The 22,623-nt window shown below is 67.3% G+C and carries 24 protein-coding genes; 4 read left to right on the top strand and 20 right to left on the bottom strand.

Annotation, left to right across the window (positions count from 1 at the left end; translation table 11 throughout):
- Nucleotides 1-29: 29 nt before the first annotated feature.
- The 11 genes from ACFYWJ_RS20330 to ACFYWJ_RS20280 form a co-directional block, all read right to left on the bottom strand.
- Nucleotides 30-530, bottom strand: a complete 501-nt coding sequence (locus ACFYWJ_RS20330) for a hypothetical protein (RefSeq protein WP_355272792.1) — start codon at nt 528-530, stop codon at nt 30-32.
- Nucleotides 531-649: 119 nt separating this feature from the next.
- On the bottom strand, nt 650-1,492 hold the full coding sequence (locus tag ACFYWJ_RS20325) for an acyl-CoA thioesterase domain-containing protein (RefSeq protein WP_355272795.1): 843 nt from the start codon (nt 1,490-1,492) through the stop codon (nt 650-652).
- A 156-nt stretch (nt 1,493-1,648) separates the two neighbouring features.
- The gene (locus tag ACFYWJ_RS20320; protein WP_355272798.1) at nt 1,649-2,728 is read right to left on the bottom strand and encodes an alkaline phosphatase family protein; all 1,080 of its coding nucleotides are present in this window, start codon (nt 2,726-2,728) and stop codon (nt 1,649-1,651) included.
- Between the two features lie 133 nt (nt 2,729-2,861).
- The gene (locus tag ACFYWJ_RS20315) at nt 2,862-3,698 is read right to left on the bottom strand and encodes a hypothetical protein (RefSeq protein WP_387208218.1); all 837 of its coding nucleotides are present in this window, start codon (nt 3,696-3,698) and stop codon (nt 2,862-2,864) included.
- Between the two features lie 97 nt (nt 3,699-3,795).
- Nucleotides 3,796-4,599 (bottom strand): DUF4239 domain-containing protein, encoded by an 804-nt coding sequence (locus ACFYWJ_RS20310; RefSeq protein ID WP_355272804.1) that lies wholly within the window; start codon nt 4,597-4,599, stop codon nt 3,796-3,798.
- Between the two features lie 125 nt (nt 4,600-4,724).
- Nucleotides 4,725-4,907, bottom strand: a complete 183-nt coding sequence (locus tag ACFYWJ_RS20305; RefSeq protein WP_355272807.1) for a hypothetical protein — start codon at nt 4,905-4,907, stop codon at nt 4,725-4,727.
- A gap of 129 nt (nt 4,908-5,036) precedes the next feature.
- Nucleotides 5,037-6,047: a 2-oxoglutarate and iron-dependent oxygenase domain-containing protein gene (locus ACFYWJ_RS20300; RefSeq protein WP_355272808.1), complete on the bottom strand. Its 1,011-nt coding sequence runs from the start codon at nt 6,045-6,047 to the stop codon at nt 5,037-5,039.
- A 117-nt stretch (nt 6,048-6,164) separates the two neighbouring features.
- Complete coding sequence (locus tag ACFYWJ_RS20295) at nt 6,165-6,377, bottom strand: helix-turn-helix transcriptional regulator (RefSeq protein ID WP_355272810.1); 213 nt, start codon at nt 6,375-6,377, stop codon at nt 6,165-6,167.
- A 199-nt stretch (nt 6,378-6,576) separates the two neighbouring features.
- Nucleotides 6,577-7,551, bottom strand: coding sequence for a helix-turn-helix transcriptional regulator (locus tag ACFYWJ_RS20290; protein WP_355272813.1), 975 nt, complete (start codon nt 7,549-7,551; stop codon nt 6,577-6,579).
- Between the two features lie 174 nt (nt 7,552-7,725).
- Entirely contained in the window at nt 7,726-8,358 is a 633-nt protein-coding gene (locus ACFYWJ_RS20285; protein ID WP_355272816.1) for a GNAT family protein, read from the bottom strand.
- Nucleotides 8,355-9,533, bottom strand: a complete 1,179-nt coding sequence (locus ACFYWJ_RS20280) for a ThiF family adenylyltransferase (protein WP_355272818.1) — start codon at nt 9,531-9,533, stop codon at nt 8,355-8,357. The genes ACFYWJ_RS20285 and ACFYWJ_RS20280 overlap by 4 nt, the downstream gene beginning before the upstream one ends.
- 1,093 nt (nt 9,534-10,626) lie before the next feature.
- On the opposite strand from ACFYWJ_RS20280, the gene ACFYWJ_RS20275 reads away from it, so the two are divergent.
- Nucleotides 10,627-11,355 (top strand): MspA family porin, encoded by a 729-nt coding sequence (locus ACFYWJ_RS20275; RefSeq protein ID WP_355273062.1) that lies wholly within the window; start codon nt 10,627-10,629, stop codon nt 11,353-11,355.
- 835 nt (nt 11,356-12,190) lie between these two features.
- Here the strand turns inward: ACFYWJ_RS20275 and ACFYWJ_RS20270 are convergent.
- A complete protein-coding gene (locus tag ACFYWJ_RS20270; RefSeq protein ID WP_355272821.1) occupies nt 12,191-12,751 on the bottom strand; it encodes a hypothetical protein in 561 nt (186 codons plus the stop codon).
- Here ACFYWJ_RS20270 and ACFYWJ_RS20265 point away from each other — a divergent pair.
- Entirely contained in the window at nt 12,744-12,920 is a 177-nt protein-coding gene (locus ACFYWJ_RS20265) for a hypothetical protein (protein WP_355272822.1), read from the top strand. The two genes, ACFYWJ_RS20270 and ACFYWJ_RS20265, sit on opposite strands and share 8 nt — an antisense overlap.
- A 495-nt stretch (nt 12,921-13,415) precedes the next feature.
- A complete protein-coding gene (locus ACFYWJ_RS20260) occupies nt 13,416-13,826 on the top strand; it encodes a MarR family transcriptional regulator (protein WP_355272825.1) in 411 nt (136 codons plus the stop codon).
- A 135-nt stretch (nt 13,827-13,961) separates the two neighbouring features.
- Here ACFYWJ_RS20260 and ACFYWJ_RS20255 read toward each other — a convergent pair whose 3' ends face one another.
- The 3 genes from ACFYWJ_RS20255 to ACFYWJ_RS20245 all read right to left on the bottom strand — a co-directional run bounded on the left by ACFYWJ_RS20255 (nt 13,962) and on the right by ACFYWJ_RS20245 (nt 16,407).
- Nucleotides 13,962-14,744 carry a hypothetical protein gene (locus ACFYWJ_RS20255; RefSeq protein ID WP_355272828.1) on the bottom strand — a complete coding sequence of 261 codons (783 nt, stop codon included), beginning with the start codon at nt 14,742-14,744 and terminating at the stop codon, nt 13,962-13,964.
- Nucleotides 14,745-14,818: 74 nt separating this feature from the next.
- Nucleotides 14,819-15,115 carry a hypothetical protein gene (locus ACFYWJ_RS20250; protein ID WP_355272831.1) on the bottom strand — a complete coding sequence of 99 codons (297 nt, stop codon included), beginning with the start codon at nt 15,113-15,115 and terminating at the stop codon, nt 14,819-14,821.
- A 50-nt stretch (nt 15,116-15,165) separates the two neighbouring features.
- Nucleotides 15,166-16,407, bottom strand: coding sequence for an oxygenase MpaB family protein (locus tag ACFYWJ_RS20245; protein WP_355272834.1), 1,242 nt, complete (start codon nt 16,405-16,407; stop codon nt 15,166-15,168).
- A 453-nt stretch (nt 16,408-16,860) separates the two neighbouring features.
- Here ACFYWJ_RS20245 and ACFYWJ_RS20240 point away from each other — a divergent pair, with 453 nt between their 5' ends.
- On the top strand, nt 16,861-17,760 hold the full coding sequence (locus ACFYWJ_RS20240; RefSeq protein WP_355272837.1) for an SDR family NAD(P)-dependent oxidoreductase: 900 nt from the start codon (nt 16,861-16,863) through the stop codon (nt 17,758-17,760).
- An 83-nt stretch (nt 17,761-17,843) separates the two neighbouring features.
- Here ACFYWJ_RS20240 and ACFYWJ_RS20235 read toward each other — a convergent pair whose 3' ends face one another.
- From ACFYWJ_RS20235 to ACFYWJ_RS20215, 5 genes are all read right to left on the bottom strand, one after another.
- On the bottom strand, nt 17,844-18,119 hold the full coding sequence (locus ACFYWJ_RS20235) for a hypothetical protein (RefSeq protein WP_355272839.1): 276 nt from the start codon (nt 18,117-18,119) through the stop codon (nt 17,844-17,846).
- Between the two features lie 12 nt (nt 18,120-18,131).
- Entirely contained in the window at nt 18,132-19,964 is a 1,833-nt protein-coding gene (locus tag ACFYWJ_RS20230) for an acyl-CoA dehydrogenase (RefSeq protein ID WP_355272842.1), read from the bottom strand.
- A gap of 591 nt (nt 19,965-20,555) precedes the next feature.
- A complete protein-coding gene (locus ACFYWJ_RS20225) occupies nt 20,556-20,984 on the bottom strand; it encodes a nitroreductase family deazaflavin-dependent oxidoreductase (protein ID WP_355272845.1) in 429 nt (142 codons plus the stop codon).
- A 78-nt stretch (nt 20,985-21,062) separates the two neighbouring features.
- Complete coding sequence (locus ACFYWJ_RS20220) at nt 21,063-21,950, bottom strand: hypothetical protein (RefSeq protein ID WP_355272848.1); 888 nt, start codon at nt 21,948-21,950, stop codon at nt 21,063-21,065.
- 271 nt (nt 21,951-22,221) lie between these two features.
- Nucleotides 22,222-22,611, bottom strand: a complete 390-nt coding sequence (locus ACFYWJ_RS20215) for a helix-turn-helix domain-containing protein (RefSeq protein ID WP_355273065.1) — start codon at nt 22,609-22,611, stop codon at nt 22,222-22,224.
- Between the last annotated feature and the right edge of the window lie 12 nt (nt 22,612-22,623).

Here is a 22,623-nt window from a genome sequence, read left to right as displayed (position 1 = left end):
CTCCTGCGCGGAAGTCCTTGCCGCACAGGCTAATCGAGGACGACGTTGAGCACGATGATGATCAGCCCGAGGGTGGTGTTGGCGATACCGACCCCGCAGGCGCCCCACTTGGAATAGCCACCCACCCGGGCCGCCACCACGCCCCAGCCGAACAGGATCGCGGCATTGATGCCCAGAGCCAGCGTCGTGTAGCCGGGTGTCACCGACCCGTCGGGATGGACGATATCGTCGCTCCACCCCGCGAGATGTGCGATCAACAGCACGATCAGCGTCGGCACGCAGGCGATGACCAGCGGTATCCCCGTCAGCATGTTGCGCCCGAGATCGGTCCAGAACCCCGACGTCGCCCCGGCCTTGTGCGTCGACACATGCTGGCCGTAGCTGCGCGTGATCGCCGCGATGGCCACGCTCACCACGACCCACTCCGCCGCGTACCTCGGCGTCTGATCGGCCGGAACAGCCGCCAGCATGACACTGGCGAGCACCGTGCCCACCACCCCGCCGTAGAGGTCGTTCACCTGTAGCTGCATATTCGCCGATGATAGGCGAGCGGCATGCCCGTGCCCGTGCACGACGTCACCCGGCGACCGCTGGTGTCGATTCCGGTCGAGAACCGAGGCCATCCCACGGCCGACGAAGCCGACCCCGGTCAGTCCTGCGCGCGCATCAGGCCCTGCGCATCCACCGAGGCCACCAATTCTCCTGCGCGCGTGAAAATCTGGATGCGTGCGTACATGCGGCCCGCGCCCGCGAAGGGGCTCTCGCAGCGCAGCAGCAGCCAGTCGTGCACCGTGAACGGCCGGTGGAAGGTGATGGTCTGGGTGAGCATGGCCGACTTCCCGCGGCCGCCGCGGCGCGCGATCTCGGCCTGCGGGTAGGGGCGCGTGGCGACCGGCCCGAGGAAGCCCTCGCTGCCGTGGGCCAACAGTGCCCGCGAGAACACCGGCAGATCGGGTGCCTTGTCGCAGCGCATCCACACATCCAGCGACGGTGGGCCCGCCAAGTCGAGGGCCAGCGCGTCGGCTCCGCCGGGTGTCCTGACCTCCCACGGCAGCAGGGCACATGGCAGGTCGGCGCAGTCGTCCGGACCGGGGACCTCGGGCGGCAGCGCGGCATGGTGTGCCAGGAAGTCCGGCTCGTCGACGCTGAGCATGGCCAGCACTCGCGCGTGCTCACGCCCGTCCTGGCGGAACGACACCTGCGCGGTGGCCAGCGACCGCCCCGACTGGACGACCTCGACATCCACGTCGACCTCCCGGTCGGCGTACCCACCGCGCGGGAACACACCGTGCAGCGACTGCACCGCCATATGCGGCACCGTGCGCTCGGCCGCGACAACCGCCTGGGCCAGCGTCTGACTGCCCAGTGTCGTCGGCAGCGTCGACGTCACATTCCTGGCCCGGAACCGGCCGGGCGCGACCTCGGCGAGATCCAGCACGTCGAGGAGGTCGGCCAGGTCGACGACCGGCCAATTATCTGTTCCACCAGCCACAGCGGAATGCTCGCATACGCCGCGGCCGCCGGCGTAGTCGCGGTGCGCGGTGAGTGGGACGCTTTTCCACCGGGGCACCTCGTCGACGGCCGACCGGTGGTACGAGGTGGCGGACGGCCCTGGGTCCCAGGGCCGGGTTCCGCTACCTCGACTGGATCACCTGTCGGAGGAACCGCTCGCCGAGCCACTGCCCAGCAGACACAGCGGGTTCGCCACCATCGCCGCCTGCGCCGAACCCGAGGACGAACCGGTGATGCCGGAGTCGACCGGCGGTGTGTTCGGCACCGGTGCCGCCGGGTTCCCCGAGCCGCCGGCCAGCATCGACTCGCCGTCGAGGTTCGCCGGAGCCGCGACATCGAGCAGGTCCAGCACGGTCGGCGTGATGTCGGCGAGGGTGTACCCGTTGTTCTGCGCGCCCGCCGCGAAACCCGCCCCGCGGGCGATCACGAAGCTGGCCGTCTCGTAGGCGCTCTGGCCGCCGTGGCCGCCGTCCGGCTTGTGCCCGTGGTCGGTCGTGACCAGGATCGTCCACCGCTCGTTCGAGTGCGCGGCCGCCCGCGCGTCCACCGCGGCGGTGATCTTTCCGACGAGCCCGTCCACGCGGCCGATGGCATCGCGATACGCCTGCGGCCAGACCCCGCGCAGCGTGTGTCCCACGATGTCGACCTGGTCGAGGTGGGTGAACAGCAGGTCGGTCCCGTCCTCGGTGATGGCCGAGACGACCCCCGCGGCGGCATTGTCGTCGGCGGTGGTCTCACAGACGCCCGCGCCGGTGGGGTCGATCTGGGTGACGGTCACCCGATCGGCCTGCGGGCTGCCGGTGCGCGCGATCATGCCGATCGTGTCCCAGGTCCCGATGGAGGCCGTCGACAAGGCCGGACGCTCCCGCTCCACCTGCGTGAACACCGTCGGATACTGCGCGAAAGGTCCGGCATTGCAGGTGGATCCGTTGTCCTGGATGCCGTGCTTGGTATCCCACACGCCGGTCAGCACCGTCGCCCACGAGACACACGACATCGTGGTGTGCGGGGCGATGGAGGTGCGGGCCAGGGTGCCCTGCGCGGCGAGGCGGTCGAGGTTCGGGGCATCGGCCGCGGACACCTCACTCCACAAGGTGCCATCGATGCCGATGACCACGACCTTGTTCACGATCGGAGCCGCCGGCGCCGGAGCCGCGACGGCGAGTGGAGCGGCGGCCAGAACTGCGGCCACGAGGATGCGGTGAGTGCGAGACATGCGCGGCACCGTAGCTGCCGAGCGGCCACGGCACCCAGCAAATTGGACAATTGACCGGCACAGTCTCGGCTACCGGAATTCGCAGGGCTTCCCGCTCGACCCCGACCGGAACCGGCGGGAAGCTCCCCGATTCTCAGCGACCGCGCAGACGAGCACGCGCGCCCGCGATGATGGTGATGATCATGACCGTCATCACCTGCAGCGCGGTGAGCGGCGGCGCCGGGGGTGACTGGACAGGTGCGGCGTACTCGACCGTGGACGGCGGCAACGGCAACGGCGGGACCGCCGCGGGGAGCGGTGGGATCACCTCGGGCACCCGCACAGGAACAGGTTCGACGGCTGGTGCCACCGGCGCCGGTGGAATGGCCAGCGGGATCCAGGGCTCGGGCAGGCGCGGAACCGGTAGCAACAGCAGACAGGTCAGCACGGCGCTCCCCGCCGCAGCGCTGCCGACCGCCACACTGCCCGCACCCGCCGAGCCCGTGCCGACGCTGCCGCTGGAACCGACGCCGACCAGGCTCGAGCCCATGCCGCTACCGGTGATGATGCCGGACCCCAGCGCGGCGCTGCCGACTGCCGCGCTGCCGACACAGGCGGGCAGCACATAGTCGGGGTCGAGGAGCAGGAGGCCGCCGAGCGTGTCCGGGGCGGCGATGAGGGTCGTCGATGCCGCGTCAGGCGCGGCATCGTCAACGATGGGATCGGTCACCACGGACTCGGGACCGTCGACGGCGCTCGGACCGAGGCCGAGCGCTTGCCCTGCCGCCGGATTCGGGACAGCTCCCGCCGAACTGCCGGTCGGCGCCCCGGACCAGCCCGGTCCACCCGCGCTACCGGTGCCGAGACCCAGTTCCTGTCCGGCGGATTGCCCGTCGCCCGGAGCTGTCGTTGTGCCCGGAGCCGCACTGCCGCTGATGATCTGATCGATCGTCGGCATTCCGGGAGCAGCCGCGGCGAGTGGGGCGGGCACGGCCAGCAGCACTGTCGCCGCCCCTACTGCCGCGAATCCTCGTACTGGTCTTCCTCTTCCGTCCATCATGCCTCCGAGAGAGCGCTGTTCGCCGCGGTCAACGAGGAAGATCGCCACCGGAGGAGGGTTCCTCGGCAAGATCCTGGAAGCGCGTGAGCGCGAGCTCGTAGGCATCCTTGGCGACGTGATTGCCGCCCGCGAACGGCCGATCCAGTTGGTAGACAGCCAGAATCACCGCACCGATCACCAGTCCGAACAACGCGGTCATCAGGACGCTGCGCTTGGTGACCACGACACCCGAGAAGACGGTGCCGAACAGCAGCATGGCCGTGGCGAACCACAGTGCGACATAGAGGAAACCGGGCAATCGGTACCCGGCGTCCAGGCCGCGATCGAAGCGGGCGTCGGTGATCGCCGCGACGGCGGCGGCGGTCTCGTCCTGGTCCGCCTTCGCCTCCGCGGTGGCGGCGGGCACGGAATCCACCGCTTCCCGCAGTTCGTCCAGTGTTGCCTGCGTGGACGGGCTCAGCCGGCGCTGTTCGTCCATGACCTGCCACTCCTCGTCGATCACCTGCCGGGTGTAGGCGGTCACCAGGGTGCGGACCTTCTCACGATCCGCCTCGGGCATGGCGTTCGCGGCCTCGTAGACGTTCACCAGCGCCTTGCCCTCCGACACGGTGTGCGCGTGTGAGGTGTCGTACTGCTGCCACAGGATCACCACCACGAACGCCACGATGGCGGCGAAGAACATATTGACCATGTCCAGCATCATCGAACCGGCACCGGAATCGTCGTCGTGCCGCCACGAGGCAGGCCGCACCCGATCCCCCAGCACGAAGATTCCCACCGCGACGCCGACGAACAGCGCCAATACCGCCAGCTGCAACAGAATTCCAGGCATTCCGCGACTCCGTTCACGCCGGGGGTGGAAGCGATCACACAGTATTCGCGGCGGACACGCGGATGGATTGCGCCCGGAATCCCTTCCACCCCACGGGTTTACAACCGAGCGGTCGCTTTCGGGACCTATCTGTCGCGCTTGCCGACCAGGCGTCGCGTGGGGCCTAGGGTTTTCATGGTGAACGCCATCGCCGCGGCGAGGCCGGCCGCGCCGGCGAGTGCCAGCGGCATCGGCGATCTCAGCGTCACCAGGCCGAAGAGGAAGAACACGCAGGTGGCCAACATGATGATGGTGTTGGTCAGATCCATGCTCGGCGTAGTCGTTGTGCGATTACGTGAGTTGGTCATACCGAGAGGGTTGACCATCGCGGCCGTTGCCAAACCGTGACAGTGCAATCGGCCACAAGTTCACAGCCGATACCGAGGGCCGGTGCGCGCTCACCCGCGTCGCCGTTCGGCGAGCACGTCGGACCACCAGCGTTCGGCGACCGCCGGATGGGATCGCAGCCAGCCGACCAGCGCGTTCTCCCCGAATGCCGCCAGCAGCGGGTTGTCGGCGTCCTGGCTGACGCCGCGGGCCTGGGCCGCGAGATCGGCGGGCAGGTCGAGCGGTTCGACGATCGCGTCGAGGCGGGGGCCGAGAAAGAACGGCACCGAGTACCGGTCGACGCCGGCGGGCGGGCTGACCACTCTGTGCCGGGTGGCGGTGAGGTAGCCCCGGGTGGCGATCTCGAGCATCTCGCCGATGTTGACGACGAAACTGCCCGGCACCGGAGTCACGTCGATCCAGCCCGCGGGCCCCTGCACCTGCAGCCCGCCGACCTCGTCCTGCTGCAGCAGCGCCAGATACCCGTAGTCCTTGTGGGCGCCGACGCCCTGGTCATCGCCGGTGGTGTCCCGGCCCGGGTAGTGGATGATCTTGAGGTGGGTCGAGGCCTCCTCGTCGAACCATCGGTCGAAGTAGCCCTCGTCCTGCCCGAGCGCGACAGCCAGGGCGCGCAGCACTTCCCGGCTGACCCGCAACGCCTCGGCCTGCCACGCCAGGGTGACCGCACGCAGGCGCGGCACCGCGACCGGCCACTGGTTCGGCCCGATCAGCCGCTCCCAGGCCGGTCCCCCGGCCGGCCGCGCGGCCCGCTCGGGGCCGATGTCGAGCTGTTCCCGCCGGTCCGGTGCGCCCGCCGTGTATTCGTGCCCGGTGCTGGTGTAGCCCCGGAACTGCGGCGAGTGGATGTTGGCGATCTCCCGCCGCTGCTCGGCCGGTAGGGCGAAGAACTCCCGCGCGACCGCGAACACCCCGTCGGTGAGCACCGGATCGACCCCGTGTCCGACCACGTAGAAGAACCCGATCTCGTGCGCTGCCCGGCGCAGCTCATCGAGAAAGACGGCGCGATCGGTGTCCGGGCCACGGAACCGCGAGATGTCCACGAGCGGAAGGCTGGAGGTCACGAATCCCGAGTCTAGGTCGGACACCGCCCCTGACAAGGCCTTTCGTTCACCGTGAACCCAACACCCGGCCCTTTCCGCGCGCCGGGATTCGACCCCGCCGTCGCGCCTCGGCGCGGATCAGCACGACACCGTATCGCCGGACGAGCTGTCCAGGCGCACCCCCAGAACCCTCTTCAACTCGCCGACACTGTCGGCACTGGGTGTCACCACATCGCGCTCCCACCGGCTGATCTGGTTGCCGTCCCTGATCCCGATCCAGTCGGCCAGTTCCGCCTGCGTGAACCCGGAGGCCATCCTCGCCGCCCGAATCGCTTTACCGATCGTGGACATGGTCTCCCCTCTCTCTCGATGCCCTCGGCGGACCGCATCGGCGGCGGGTGTCCGTCGGCGAACACTCGCTCTCCTGAAACGGTCTCGCGCAGCCACATTCGAACGATAAGGGCGAATCCACTGCCGAAAGAGACTGTGACTGCACGGCAACTGACTGTGCACGCACAAACTCGAGCGCCCGCCGAGCAGCGAACGCCGGCTACTCCGGTGGGGTGTCCGTGACGGTGGCGCTGCGGCGCCAGTCCCGCGGCGTCATCCCGTATGTTTCGCGGAATCGGCGAGCGAAGTGGGCGGGGTCGCGAAAACCCACGGCACCGGCCACCGCGGCGATGGATCGGTGTGCGTAGCCGCGGTCGATCAGCATGTCGCGGGCCCGGACCAGACGTTGTTCGATAATCCACTGCTCGAGGCTGATTCCCGACTGGGCGCAGACCTTGTACAGGTGCCGGACGGAAATATTGTTGGCAGCGGCGATCCCGGGGATCTTCAAGGTCGAATCGGACAGGTGGTTCCGCACATACCCGAGGACCTGCTCGATCAGCAGCTGGTCCGGGATGGCGGCGCCGTCACCCGGCCCGCGGCCCGCCGCCGAGATCAACAGCGCCCGAACCATTTCCAGGCACGACTCGCCCACCGAGGCGGCGGCCGGATCGGCCTCGAGCTGGTCGGCGACCCGGACGAGATGCTCGATCTGCGCCGTGACCATCGGGTACAGCGGCGACGCCGCCAGCCGCCCGTGCGCCGCGGCGACCGTCTCCACGGAGATACCCAGGCGCTGGCGGGACAGCTGCAGACACAGCGTGCCGCCGAGGCCGTACCAGCCGGAGGCGAAGGTGGTGGCCAGGTCGATCACTTCGCAGGCGCCGGGTTCGATCAGCGTTTGCGCGCCGAATTGTTCGTGCCTGCGGAGCTGTCCGCTCTGCACGGTCACCGTCAAGGTGTCGCTGGGCGTGGATCGCTCGTGTCGGCTCGTTCGGCGGACCTGGTGACCGGAGACCTCCGAGCGGGTGAGCGCGATCGGACCCAGCATCCACGATTGGTGCCGGCTGACCACCTCCGCCGGCGCGTCCCACATCTGCAGGTTCGCCCCGAGATCGGCTTCCTGCAGGATGGCGGTGACCGCCTCCCGCCGGTCCGCCGGAGCGAAATAGTCGGAGTCGATCAGCACTGCCATGGACGATCTCCACTTCGGATTCTCGCCGGGCGGTGGAGGCCCTCCCGTCACCGGCCGTTACGCGTCTCGGGTGGTGGCACATCGGACCGAGGCGATTGCCCGCGGCCTGTAGTCGGCGATGTTATCGCGCAATGAGGCGCCCGGAGCCCGATTCGGCAGGGTTCCACCCCGGCTTCACCGACCCGCGACGGCGTGTCCCTTTGCCGCGGTTGACCGTAATGCCAGGATTCGACGTTCGGCGGGTGTTGCTGTCGCCGCCCATTCCGGCCGCACGGCCGCATAGGTGCACACGTCGCGCCATCGGCCCTGGGTTCGGTAGAGCTGTCGCAGCCGCGCTTCCGGTGTCAAGCCCACTCCCGCCATCACCTGGTCCATCACCGGGTGATCGTGCCGGTGCCCCGCCCAGACCCGGTGGATACCGAGCGGCCCGAAGGCGAAAGCCGCCATGAGCCGTCCCGCCTCGATGCCACCCGCCCGCAGCGCTCCTTCCGGAATCACCACCAGCCCGCCGATCATCGCGTTGCTGCCGAAATCCTCGACCAACAGGCCGATGGTGCCGACCATGGTGTCCGCGTCGGGTGCCGTGATCGCCAGCGTGTACTTGCGCCGCGGGGTCTCCCCGCGCGAGCGCAGCGCGGCGTCGAACGACGCGGCCGCCGCCGGGACACCCATGCTGTCGGTGCCCATGTACCGGGTCAGATTCGGGTCGGTGAAGATCCGCTGATAGACGCTCAGATCACCGGCACGCAGATCCCGCAGCCGCAGCCGCGGGCCGACCAGTTCCACGTCGCGCAGGTCGATCGTCAACGGACTTCCTCCATCACGCGCGCGAATTCCGGAGCCGTCCACGGGCTCACCGCGGGGATGAGCTCATCGAGGTCGATATACGTTCGCCCCGACGGGACGTGCTCACCGAGCAGGATCCGGCGAGCCGTATCGGCCACCAGCGCGCCGCCGAGCATCACGCCGGAGGCGAGTTGCGGCCAGCTGGACAGGCTCCGGCCGATCTCACCGACGGCGGCGCGCATCGTCGGACTAAGCCGCGGCTCGTCGACCACGGTCAGCAGCAGCGACAGTTGTTCGCCCCGAGTCATTCTCGCGACATCGGACGCGGTCGACCCACCGGTGCGGCCGTGGAACAGCGGGCGATGGGGTTCGAGATCGAAGCGCTCCACGTCCAGCAGGCCACGATCGTTGGTGTCCATCAATACCGGAACGGCGCGGTGCCGCGCGCATTCCCGGGCAGCGACTTTCGCCCACAGGGTGTCGCATTCCTCCACCAGCAGATCCAGCGGCCCGGTGCCGCCCACGCCGTCGAAGAACGGTCCGATCGATTCCTCGGTCAGCCCGTCCGGGAACACCTCGATGTCGAGATACGGGTCGATCTCGAACATCTGACGCGCCGCCAGTACCGCCTTGTGCACCCCGAGATCCTCGACGCCGGCCCGCAGCCGGTTCAGATTCGACAGCCCGAGGGTGTCGAAGTCGGCCAACCGGAACGATCCGCCGACCCCTTCCATCGCCAGCGTCACCGCCGCGCTGTTCCCCACCGACAGCCCGACGACACCGATCCGCCGCTCGCGCAGCTCTCGCTGTTGCGCCCGGTCGATCTTGTTGCGATTCCGGTCGGTGCGCACACGCCGGAATTCGTCGCGCGGCAGCACATGCACCAGCCGACCGTGCCACGGATAGAACACCCAGATTCCCCAACGCCACAACGGCGTTCCGCCACAGATCCGCTGACGGGCCGCCGCCAGCGAGTCCGCCGAATGCGCGACGGCGGGGTCCTCGCAGCGGATCAGTTCATCGAGCTGATCTTCGATCGTGTCGTGCACGGCACCGACCGCACTCGACGCCGCCAACGCTGCCAGGTCTCGCAGTCCCTCCGGACTCGACGCATCGAGCAGCACCGGGCGGAAATGCGATGTTGCGGCGCCGGGAGTGAGTACCGCCGGACGCGGAACCGAGCTGTACCGAACCATGTGCGCGTGAACCTCCGACCCTCGTGAAACGAACGGGCACCCGCTCGCCTCTGTCGACCAGGACGCGCAAACAATACATACAGCACACTTTCAGCTAACACACCTTCGGTCCACCGGCATGGCGCGCGAGAACCTAGCCCAAACTGGGACGATGACCAATTGCCCCAGGCGCGTCAGACGATCCCGGCCCGCACCGATCCCCAGTCGCGCGATAATCCCGCAAGCATCGATTCGGAGCCGTCGGCGACGACCACCGTTCACCGCCGACGATCGTCGGAATCTCCACCGAGCACCCGCCCCGTCGCCTTGATCCAGAGCCGTCCCGAACCCGACGGACGAGTGCGAGCAAATGCCGACGACGGCGACAGGAGCGTAGACCGGCGCAGATCACTAGAACCTGTATCGATTTCAATTCCCTGGCATTGTTACCGGCCACCGTTCGGGCGATTCGTTCCGACCGCGTCCTTCGTCCGGACTTCACGCGGGTGATCGGGGTCCCCGCGAAGTATCCCGTCCGATGCGCGATGTCATTGCCGTCGTCGCCCGTCGGGTCGATTTGTCGAGCGGTCATGTGCCCGTGTGCGCGATCGGCGGCCGACGAACCGAGGATCTCGATGGTAATTTCATCTGCCTTACCGACCCGCGCGATTCGCGCCGTAGTGGCAACGGTCGCGTTTCTCTTCGCGACATGGCTCGCCGGACCCGGGACAGCGACGGGTGCCGAGAGTACGAACCACCTCGTCGACGCCTCCGGACGTACCGTCCGGGCAGTCGAATCGGACACCAGAATCGACTTCGTCGCACCGCTGGACCAGAACCCCACCACCAGGTATCAGTCATATCCACCGGCACCACAGAGAAACCGGTCCGATAGCTACTTGCGGTACGCAAATGACGACCGATCGAGAACCGGAGTTCACAAATCACCGGACGCTACGTCGCCAGCCCACGCCGGACCCACAGGCTTCGGCCTGCGGACGTCCACCGGCACATCGGTGAACCCAGGCGTTCATCGCCCGGCGGCCGCGTACGGGACCTGAGCCACCGAATCATGGCGCCGGTGTAGGCCGGCTCCAGGAGGATGTCGTTGACCGTGCGGCCGAGACCGACACCCGCCACGCTCGGCACTCCTGCGGACGTGCGGACCAACGCTCTTCCCGACGCGACCGCGTTTCTCCCGGACGCTCGCGAACTCGGTGTCTACCCTGTGGAAATGCCCTTCAGAATTCTCACGATTGTCGCTACCGCACTCGGAGTTTCTGTCATGCCGGTTCTCGCCTCCCCGGCACATGCCGACTCGGTCGCCATGGCAGCCCACGAGGCGTCGTATGTGTCCCCCAACGGCGTCACCTTCATGGTCGGAAATCGCAACGAAGTCATCAATCGGATCCCCCCGTTGAACATGCTGGCAACAAGCAGGGAAGCGTTTGTCAGCAGCGTCTCCTACGGTCGCCTGGACGGCGGCGACAGCGGAAAGATCATGGTCGGATACCACGTGGGATGCGCGGTGACCTTGGGCTCGGGAACAGTCGGCGTCGAGCCCGACGTCTATGTCGACTCGAATTCGGACAACTCTGTCGACGACTTCAACGTCGGCCCGGTCGCGGTCGTGGAACTCAGTCCCGGCGAGATCGTCGACGTCCCGGTCGCGGAGAAGAAGATGGTTCCCGGAGACACGATCAGCCTGGGCGTCCGCGACTTTCATATCACGGTCAATTCGTGCGTGGGACCGGTGAACATCCGGCAGTACACCTACGTCCTCTTCGAATCCACGAAGGCCGACGACTCCGGCGCGGTATTCGGCGATCCACTGTGGCTCTGAGCGCCGCGGGCTGATCCAGTCGACCGGAATGGCGACCTCGGTCAGTTCCTGGGAGATCCGCCAGACGCGGTGAGCGTCGTCGGTGCCCGAGCTTCTGCTCGGCGGGGGACCACTCAGGTGACCGGGGCCGCTGGGTCCGTAGAGCCGCCCGCCCTGCGCGGCGGGTGCGGTCGCGGCATACAAGGCCGGGAGTTTCGCGGTCTCGACGGTACCGAACAGGATGCCGCGGGCAGACAGGGCGCTGATGAACCTGCAGCGCGGGGTCTGTTTCGTACCAGCCGACCTCCGGCCGGGCGGCGAGCAGGTTCGTCGGCGCGACGCCGGGGTGCGACAGGTTGCTGGTGATGCCCCATCCCCCAGCCCGGCTTTGGCGGTCGAGTTCGGCGCCGAAGAGCCCCCGGGCGATCTCGGATCGACTGTAGGACGTCGCGCCGCTGGCGTGCCGTCGTCGCCCACGAGGTCGAGAACGGCGAGCCAGGCTGCGCAGGCCATCGCGAAACCGCCGGCTGACAGCCGACGCAGCGCCCATGCACCTCCGGACAGGGACAGCTCGATATCGAATCTCCGCCGAGAGCGAGGCGAAGCGCGAGGCCATCCTGGCCGCCGCAGTGCAGGTGTTCGCCGAATCGGGCTGTGCCGGCGGACGTTCCGAAACGTCGCCGAGCATGTCGGCATCAGTCCGGCGAGCGTCTTCCACCACTCGCCGACAAGCAGGCACCCCTCCGGCAGTGCTGGGTGCCGTCTCCAACGCCTGACGCAGCGCCCGGATAAATCTTTCCAGAATTAACTATTCGGAGAAAATATCTAATCGCAAATAATGATAATCACGACATGTTCAGATTCGCGATTTCGGCCACAGAAAAGAGCACGGCGGGCTATATTTTTTGAACACCCAATTGCGGCCCGACAACCCGTCACACCGCTGCTCGATATTTCTGGAGATCGCCATGAGCTCGACCTCTTCCCTGTTTCGCGCCGGATTTCTCGCTCCGGTGGCCGTCGCCACCGTATTCTGCTTGGCCGCACCGGTGAATGCCGCCCCGGTCAGCGTGAATTGGAGCTGCCGCGGCACCATCTTCGGCATCGGCCAGACCTCGAGTATGAACACGTCGGTGACCGGCACGGCGCCGGGCTCGGCGGCATCGGGTTCCGCGGTGGCCATCACGATCACGCCGGGCGCCTCGTCGGTTCCCAGTTCGGCGTCCGGCTTCACCGTGAACAACATCAGCAACCTGAAGATGACCATTCCGACGCCCGCGAATTCGACGTTGGTCTCGGCGACCGCCTCTGGGGGTACCGTCGCCGGCTCGGTCTCGACGTCGGGCGGGAATGTCGTGCTGACCGTGCCGGGTCCGATCGCGGGCGGCACCAGTTTCACTCCGCCCGCGGTGACCATCAACGTCACCGCGGGCGCCGCGGGAACGCCGATCACCAGTAAGTACGCGGGGACCAGCTACACCAGTCCCGGCATGACGATGACGACCAACGTCTCCTTCGTCGGCAACGTCGCGACGGCGTGCTACCCGAACCCGTCCCCGACCCTCACCACCACCAATGTGACCTGAGCCCGCGCACGAACGCAGGCGTCGGCACGTCCGGCCTGCGGCGAACACCTCCGGACCGGGTCGCGCACGTGACCCGGTCCGACCTCGCCCGACCCGCACCCGGCGCCTACGGACTCCGATAGTGATTGCCCCACTTGGCGTTTGGTTCATTGTGACCACTTCGACCGAAATCTTCGATGCGCGGTATCACACGAGCGACCATGTCGTACAGTGCATGTCCGGCACCGCCACGAACGCTCCGACGGCCGGAGCAAGTGCCACTTTTTCGTGATGTTCGTCAGCCACGGGTCCGAGCTGTCGGTCGATCGATTGACAGGAGCCACCATGCCCGATTTCACACCCCGACATCCCCGGCCGGCATCGGGCGCCCGGCGATCGAGCACGCTCTGATCGTCGATGGGAAAGCCTGTGTGCCCGACAACGAGCGAACCCGCCAGGATCCCGGCCGAGCTCACCCGAGCGCTGGATTTCTATCACGGATCCGTCGAGGACCTGATGCGCGAGGTGATCAGAGTGCTCGGCGTGAACGAGACCGATCGGCGCGCCCTGGAGATCGTGCTGCTGGAAGACGAGAAGTCCACGACGCCCGGCATGCTGGCCGAACGGCTCGGACTCACCTCCGCCGGCGTCACGATCATGCTCAACCGGCTGGAGAAGCAAGGCTATATCGCCCGCTCGCTGCACCCGACCGATCGTCGTCGCGTGATCGTGATGGCTACCGAACTCGCGGCTCATCGCGTACAGGAACTCGTCGTTCCGATGATCGTCGAGAGCTACAAGATGTTGCTGAGCTATTACGACACCGCTGAACTCGAAATAATTGCCGACTTTCTCACCCGCGCCGGTGAGTTGCAGCGAATTCACCGGCAACGGCTGCGCGAGGTCGATCCCTATTCGAATCCCTGACACTCGCCCCCGCCGACCACGATAATCACGGTCGGCACAGTTCCGCGGAGAAAGCAGGAGCTGAATGCCCCACGTCGACAACTCCGAAGAACCGGTGACGGAGCCGGACCGCGACCCGACAATTCTCCAGCGATATCACCGACCCGCCGCGACATCAGCAGCCGACCGTTTTCGTCGACAGCTGACGCGCGCGGGCGTGGCGGCGGCGTTGGTCGCCACCGCGATCGGGACGACGCTCGCCGTCCGGGCGGACTCGGGCGCGCCGCTCCGGGCGAACGAGGCGACGACCTTCTCGTGCGCACCGGCCGTAGGACTGTCCGATTCCACGGTGACCCCGTCCGATTCCACCGTGGCCGGAAGTGCGGCCGCCGCGCCGCCCCCGAGCGCGGCCGACGACCTCCCGAGCGAGGCCGTCGCCCCAGGCGACATCGGCAGCGACACACCGACCACCGATCCCGCCCCCACAGGCGCAGAGAGTTCGACGGAAACACAGACGGTCGCACCGACCGGGACCGCCCCGGAAAACTCGACCGTGATCTCCGTGAGTGCGAGTTTCTCCGCCACGGCGAGCATTTCGCTCGAGAGCACATCCACTGCGCAGGAACCGGGCAGGGTGACGACGACCTCGACGTCCACGGCGTCTGTCTCCCTGACACCGACGGACACGGTCACCCCTGGTCCGAGCACGGTGACGACCGATCCGTCGACCATCACCGCCACCGCGCCGACCACCACGAACCCCGCGCCGCCCGGCACCACGACGACCACGGTCTCGGCCGGTTCGACCACGACATCCGCGTCGCCGACGTTCTCCACCCCGCGACCGACAACCACGTCGGCACAGCCCTCGACGACGACCGTGCCACGACTGTCGCCGAAGACGCCGCCCCCGACGACATCGCGCTCGATTCCGTCCATCGCGCGCCCACCGGCCCGGTCGCCCCAGACGGGATAGAAGACTCGTCGACCCGGCGGTGGATTCCGACGTGCCCTCAGTACCGGGTGGGACTGCAGGGATTGGACGACCCCGCGCCGACAACCAAGTCGCACACACCTCCGGTGATCATCTGGACCGGGGTGATCGCCATCAGCACGACGAGTCCGATGAGATCACCCCGCTGAGCGAGTTCGACCGCGGATTGCGCTGCCCTGGAGGCGGAATCGACGACCGACGAACCGGTGCCCGCGTCCGCGACGGGACCGGCCGGTTGGGCTGTCGCGTTCGGTGCGGCGCCGAGAACGGCCGCCGACGTGAGAGCGGCAGCGGCGAGAAAGAGCGATGGACGCATCGTGCGTCTCCTTTGCTTTGAGGGAGGGGAACTGCGGGACGGGACACGGGTCAGCGGTGCGGCCTGCTCATGTCGCGGTTCATCGTCGGGATCTCGATGCTGATCGGCATACGCAGTTCGGCCAGGTAGATCAGGGCCGCCTTGCGCAGGAACTCGTCGAGCAGCCAGTACGGATCGCCGATCGGCGGGACCGCGGTGAGCAGGCCCTCGCGCACCGCGATGAACGGCCCCCAGCTGACCCGCAGCAACGGATCCCACACGGGTTCGCGCGGGATGGCCAGGCCGTCGGCGATGGTGTCACCGAGCAGGAAGCGGGTGAACGCGCCGAGGATCGGCTTGCTCAGGACGGCGAAGTCGATGTTGGCGCCCAGTCCCAGCAGCCGGTCGGCGAGTTTGACGCCTTCGGGAGTCACCGCGAGGATCGGGTCGAGAACCTGCGCGGCTTGACCGTTCGCCTCCGGCCAGGAGTTCGGGATGTACTCGTCTCGGACACCGAGCAGGTGCGCGGCTACCTGCCAGGAGTGCAGGAAGCCCTCGGACTCGCTCGCCGGCATCGGCACGTTCCACGAGAGCAGGTATTTCATCACCGTGGTGGCCAGGCTGTGCCAGGTGACCATGATGTCGTTCTGGCTGATCGGGATGTCCTCCTCGGCAGAGTGCACCCAGTGCGGCGATTGCGGCAGCAGGTGCCGGACGGCCGCGTGCACGAGGCGGGTCTTGACGCACGTGACGATCATTTCCCCGTCGGGGGCATACGAATTCGCGGTGCCGATGTCGTAGCCGAGCTTGGCGGTCTTGGTGATGCGGTCCTTGAGATCGTGCCCGCCCTTGGAGTAGTAGACCGCCTTGGCCTCCTTGGGGATGACGGTGCTCATCATGCCGCTGGCGAATCCGTACAGCACCCCGAGGTAGAGGCCCCGCTTCCTGTTGAACTGGATCGCCGCGTCGAGCTTGCCGGGGTCGGTCCAGGGTGGCAATCGGCGCGCGTCCTCCATGAAATCCCGGAGGTCGTCGGGCAACCCGGCCGGTAGTGGTTGCCCGTTGGTCTTCCAGGTCCGGAGCAGTTCGTTGACGCGGGGGACGTCGCCCCGCTCGATCAGTCCGGGGACCAGGGCATCGGCTTCGGGATCCCACACCGTCATCGGATCCGCGCCGGAGCCGGAGCCCGCGATGGATCCTCCCGGTGACCAGCTCCACGGCTCCGCGCGTGTGGGCGTGGCCAGAGCGAAGGCGCCCGCCACCCCCAGCATCCCGCCGAATTTCATTGCATCGCGCCTGTTCAGTGCATCCATGGCGCCACTCCTCATTGAGTATCAAGCAACCCGACCGTCGTAGCACGATGAGCTTCAACCCATCGATTCTGACGGAATGAGGATTAACTTAACACCACAGAGGGCGGCGGGGGCCGGTTCCGGGTCACGCCCTTCAACAGGCAGACTCTCGCCATGCATCCAGCTGACAATCGGAGATTTTCTGGCGAAACGCCCATGAGCCCGTTCGCCTATCATCACGCAACCCATCGCGAGTTGACGAAACGCAAAGTAACTTACAACGCCTAGAGTCCCGGTTCACGCGCCAGCACCACTGGGCGCGCTCCCCCATCCGGCTCGTCCCGCCGCCGATTTCACCTCTTGCGCGACCGACACCTGGTCGACATATACTATTAAATATATTTAACTCGGTGGGTTGCCTCTGCGTCCCATCGACCTGTCGTCCATGCCACGCATGGAGGGAAGTGAGAGACCATGTTGCGTTTCGACGGGAAGGTCGCCATCGTCACGGGCGGCGGCCGGGGACTCGGCCGCTCGCACGCATTGCTGCTGGCTTCACGCGGAGCATCGGTGGTAGTCAACGACTTCGGATCCTCCGCCGCGGGCAACGGGTCCGACACCTCCCCGGCCGACGACGTGGTCGCCGAGATCATCGCGGCGGGCGGCAAGGCCGTCGCGAACTACGACAGCGTGTCGACCGGTGCCGAGGCGATCGTGCAGACCGCGATCGACGCCTTCGGCCGTCTCGACATCCTCGTCAACAACGCCGGCATCAACCACATGACGCCCTTCGGCCCGGAGGCGATCGAGGGCATCCGCCAGCACATGGAGGTCAACTTCCTCGGCACCGCCGCCGTGACGGCCGCCGCCTGGCCCCATCTCATCGCCTCGGGCGCGGGGCGTGTCGTCAACACCGCGTCGCCGACCCTGGTCGGCTTCGAACAGCAGAGCGCGTACGTCGCGTCCAAGGGCGCCGTCTTCTCCTTCACCCGCACCCTCGCCATGGAAGCGCTCAAAGTCGGCATCCGGGTGAACGCGATCGCCCCCACCGCCTACACGCGGATGGCGGCGGAGGCGGAGATCCCCGACGACCTCAAGAAGATGCTCGAGAAGACGATGACCACCGCCATGGTCTCCCCGACCGTCGCGTACCTCGCCCACGAGGACTGTTCCATCACCGGCGAGACCCTGCTCAGCCAGGGTGGCCTGATGCAGCGCTTCGCGCTCACGATGAACACCGGGTACACCGACACCGAGGCCACCCCGGAGGACATCCAGGCGAACCTCGAGGCGATCCTCGACGACGCGAGCAGCAAGCCGGTCGGCATCATCGGCACGGCCAACGAGGGTTCGCTGCTCGATCTGTTCGACTGAGCGGTTACTGCGCGCAGGTGCGTATGCCGGTGTCGGCATACGCACCGCCGGTGTCGGCATACGCACCGAAGGGATCAGCGGGTCTACTGCGGCCGCGCGTCGGCGAGTACCTCGGGCTGACGGGATTCGTCGGGCTCGAAGTACTCGTCCAGCAGAGCCCGTGCGGCGTACACCACGGGCTCACCTCGCCCGGGCCCCGCGTCGTCGAGGATCTCGCGCACCCTGGCCCGGAATTGCCCGCGCGAGAGGGCGAAAGCGCTGCGGATCGCCTCGTTCGAGGGACCGCCGAGAGGTTGCAGCCGCAGGGCGAAGTCGATGATCGCTTCGTCCTCGGGGCACAGGATCGAGTAGCCGCTCATCGGTTCCGGTCCTCAGAAGGCGGCTTCGTCGAGGTCCATCACCGACAGGTCCAGCTCGGCCAGGACGGTGCGGGTCGCGGTGAGGCGGGGCAGCACGTTGCGGGCGAAGAACGAGGCCACGGCGAGCTTTCCGCGATAGAAGGCGACATCACGATCTGTCGCGCCGGCGGTGAGCGCGGCATCGGCGACGGTGGCCTGAACCAGCAGCCGCCAGCCGATCAGCAGGTCACCGACGGCCAGCAGGAAACGCACGGAGCCGAGCCCGACTTTGTACAGTTCGCGCGGGTCTTGCGCGGCGGCCATCGTGTAGCCGATGAGCGTGGCCGCCATGGCCTGGACGTCGGCCAGCGCGGTGGCCAGCAGTTCCAGATCCGATTTCACGGCCTCACAGCCGGAGTTCACGGTGCGGTCGATCTGCTCGGCGAGATGCGCCAGCGCGGCACCCTGGCCGCGAACGATCTTGCGGAAGAAGAAGTCCAGGGCCTGGATAGCCGTGGTGCCCTCGTACAGCGAGTCGATCTTGGCGTCCCGGATGTACTGCTCGATCGGGTAGTCCTGCAGGTATCCGGATCCGCCGAAGGTCTGCAGTGATTCGGTCAGCAGCTCGTACGCGCGTTCCGAGCCCACACCCTTGACGATCGGTAGCAGCAGATCGTCGACCTGATGCGCCATGCGCGGGTCGGCACCGGAGACCGCTCGGGCGACGACGGCGTCCTGGTGGGCGGCGGTGTAGAGGTAGACCGCGCGCAGGCCCTCGGCGTAGGCCTTCTGCAGCATCAGGCTGCGTCGCACGTCGGGGTGGGCGATGATCGGCACTCGCGCGGCAGTCTTGTCCTGCATCTCGGTCATGTCGGCGCCCTGCACCCGTGTCTTGGCGTAGGCCAGCGCGTTGAGATAGCCGGTGGACAACGTGCCTGCCGACTTGACGCCGACGGTCATCCGGGCGTGCTCGATCACCTCGAACATCTGGGCGATGCCGTCGTGCACGTCGCCGACCAGATATCCCACGGCCGGGATGCCGTGCCCGCCGAAAGTGAGTTCGCAGGTCGGCGAGGACTTCAACCCCATCTTGTGCTCGACCCCGGTCACGAAGACGCCGTTGCGCTCGCGTAGTGCGAGTGTGTCGGGATCGAACAGGTGGTTCGGTACGTAGAACAGGCTCAGGCCCTTGGTGCCCGGTCCCGCGCCGTCGGGGCGCGCCAGCACCAGATGGAAGATGTTCTCGGCGGTGTCGCCGACGTCGCCGCCGGAGATGAACCGCTTGACGCCCTCGATGTGCCAGGTGCCGTCGGGCTGGGCGATCGCCTTGGTCCGTCCCGCGCCGACGTCGGATCCCGCGTCCGGTTCGGTCAGCACCATCGTCGCCGACCAGCCGCGCGCGATTCCGCCTGCGGCCCAGTGCTTCTGCTGCTCGGTGCCCACCGAGTACAGGACATCCGCCATCGCCGGGCCGAGGCTGTAGAAGAAGGCCGCCGAGGGGTTGGCGCAACTCAGGATCTCGTTGAGTGCCCAGGTCAGGGCCGCCGGTGCCGGCTGGCCGCCCGCGCCTTCGGCCATCCCGACCCGCCACCATCCGGCGTCCTTGGCCACCCGCACGGTCGCGGCCAGTGCCTCGGGCACCACGAGGCGATGCTCCTCGGGCGCGAATGTCGGCGGGTTGCGGTCGGCGGCGGCGAACGATTCGGCCAGCGGCCCTTCGGCCAAAGCGCAGGCTTCGCGCAGCATCACCCGTGCGGTGTCGGCATCGAGGTCGGCGAAGGCACCGGAATCCAAGACGGAATCCACCCGCAGTACTTCGAACAGATTGAATTCGATATCTCGTACGTTCGCGATGTAATGCCCCATGTGCCGACTCCCTTTCCGAGGATCAGACGAACGTGTCGAAACGATCCCCTTCGGCCGGGTGCTACGCAACCGTAACCCGAGAAACCTACGGCAACGAAACCGTAGGAAACCAGCAAGAAACGTACTGTGATACCGGACACATCATTTTCGGGTCCGGCCGACGCATCCTCGCCGTCGGTGTCCGCACGGGGGCTCCGACCGGTGCGGCTCACCTGCCGACACTCGCTCGCGGGACAGCCCTGGTCGTGTCTCCATTCCAAATATCATGTGCGCGTTGTCTATTCATTGGCGGATCTGATCCGCGCGACGTAGCGATCCCGAGAGTCCAAGGGGTCGTCGACCACCGTTGGCCGATGCGGACGCCGTCATTTTCGGTCTCGCCGCACTGTAGATCGGAAGCGAGAAATCTACGTCCACCATAATCGCGCAAAGACCCGCGGCGCACAACCGGAATCTGTCGATAAAGCCAGAAACCCGGTCAACGGCCGAAATGGACGCTCGGCATACCATTTGTGAAGAAATTCGGTCAAAAGGAACTAGCTGCACCGATTCGGGCATCGGCGCACTCGCCCGAGCAGGCGCGGGTCGAGGTCAAGCGCGGTGTAGAGCCAGGACAGGGATCGTGCGGATCCCGGCGGTCTTCTCCGCGTAGCCCGCGAATCCCGGATAGCGGCGAGCTTGTTCGGCGTAGATGCGGTCACGGTCGGCGCCGGTGACCTCGGCGACGGTGACCGGGTAGGTGTCGGTGCCGATCTCGATGTCGGCGTCGCCTGCCGTGGTGAGGTTGTAGTACCAGGCGGGGTTGGTGGGTGCGCCGGCTTTGCTGGCGAAGACGTAGATCGTGTCGGGGTCGTGTTCGTCCGGCAGATACATCATCGGGGTGACGAGTTCACGGCCGGTTTTGCGGCCGCGATGGTGGACCAGCACCATCGGGGCGCCTTCGAAGTTGCCACCGACACGGCCCTGGTTGGCACGGAACTCGGCGATGATCTTGGTGTTCCAGTCCTCGGGTGTGCTCATGGTCCGGATTCTCCCGCCGGGCACCTCGATGATCTCGGAACCGCCGCGGCGCGGCGACGAAAGTGCTGGGCCGTCGGATCAGAATCCGCCACCGCAGGAGGAGAAGCTGTCGAAGCCGCCGTAGCTGGAGTGGCCGCCTATGGAGGGGCCGGACCGGGTCGGCGGGCGGGTGGGGACGCGCCGGGAATCGTACCAATGACGGGGAGCCACCACCGCCCACCAAGTGGTGAAATCCGCGCCGCTGACATCTTCGATCTCGGCACGATCACCAGCGGCCCAGTGCACGGTGTAGCCGGTCAGGTGATGGGTGGGGCGCTGGAGCTCGTCGATCAGTTCACCGGTGGTCAGGGTCGAGTCGTCGGCGCGGAAGACGTGAACGGTTCGCTCGGCTTCGGTCACGCGGTAACTCCATCGCGTCCGGGCGGCCAGCGCGGCGAAGCGATCATCCCGTTCTTCCCGCTCGCGCTGGGCTTTCCAACGCCGCGCCTGTTCCTCCTCGGCGCGTGCCTCGGCCTCCCGCACGCGGACTTCGATCTGCTCGCGGACAGGGCGATAGTGCGCCGCGATGTCGTACAGCCGCCGGTCGAGTCCGCCGAATGCCTGCCATGACGCCGCCTTGCTGCGGCGGCGAGCCGCCGACCACCCGGAACCACGCCGCAGTCCGGGCGAGAAGCCGCCCTCGATCCGCATGCCGAGATCGTGGACGACCTGCTGCTCGGCGATCCACAACGCATCCAGTGCCGCGGTCTGGGCCCGGATCCAGGCCTTGCACTCCTCGGCGGTGGCGTCGACCCCGACGCTGTGTATCGCGATCCTCCGGTCGAGGCAGGTCCAGCCGCGCTCGTCCCGGCCTTCCGGCGTCTCGACCGCATAGATCTCGGTGAGTGCCCGACTCGGGTCGAAACCCGCCAGCTGCCGGTCGGTCAGCGCATAGTGGAAATCGAACGAATAGCGGTACAGGGTCACCGATACCATCGTGTTCCTCCCCCATGGGTACCTCCACGATAGCGCCGGTACGGTCGGGAACGGTCGAGCTTCGCAGGTGTGGAACTGCCACAGCCATCGCGGCGCACCCAGATTCGTGTCGTCCCAGCGACATTCGCCATCGCGACCCGCTCGCTTCGCAACTCTCGCGCACCGCGAGATCCCGTGCCGAGCAACCCATCGTCGCGAAAATAGGAAGAAGACAGGATGATTCGGATACCCGGCCCCTGTGGCATGACCGTGTGACGGGAAACTACGTGGTGGCGGTCGGGTCGGATTGTGCGTCGGCGACGGTGTTGGCGTAGTCGATCTCGGCCATGTGGTCCTCGGCCCAGGTGCGCAGGGCCGCCAGTGGAACCTCCAGGGAGAGGCCGAGTTCGGTGAGGCGGTAGTGCACGCGCGGTGGCACCGTCGGCTCCACCCGGCGGGTGACGAGACCGTCCCGGACCAGATTCTGCAGCGTCACCGACAGCATCTTCTGGGACACACCGGGCATACGGCGCCGCAGCTCGGCGAACCGGACCTCGCCCGGAGCGGCCTGCGCGAGCACCTTGACCGCCATCGACGTCCATTTCGTGCCGATGCGGTCCAGCAGCTGACGGGTCGGGCATTCGCGATCGAACAGATCACCGCGAACCGGCATCTGCTCTGATCG

The organism is Nocardia sp. NPDC003269, from assembly GCF_042888005.1.
In the GTDB taxonomy this organism is placed as follows: domain Bacteria; phylum Actinomycetota; class Actinomycetes; order Mycobacteriales; family Mycobacteriaceae; genus Nocardia.
This window is presented reverse-complemented; position numbering and strand designations above follow the sequence as displayed.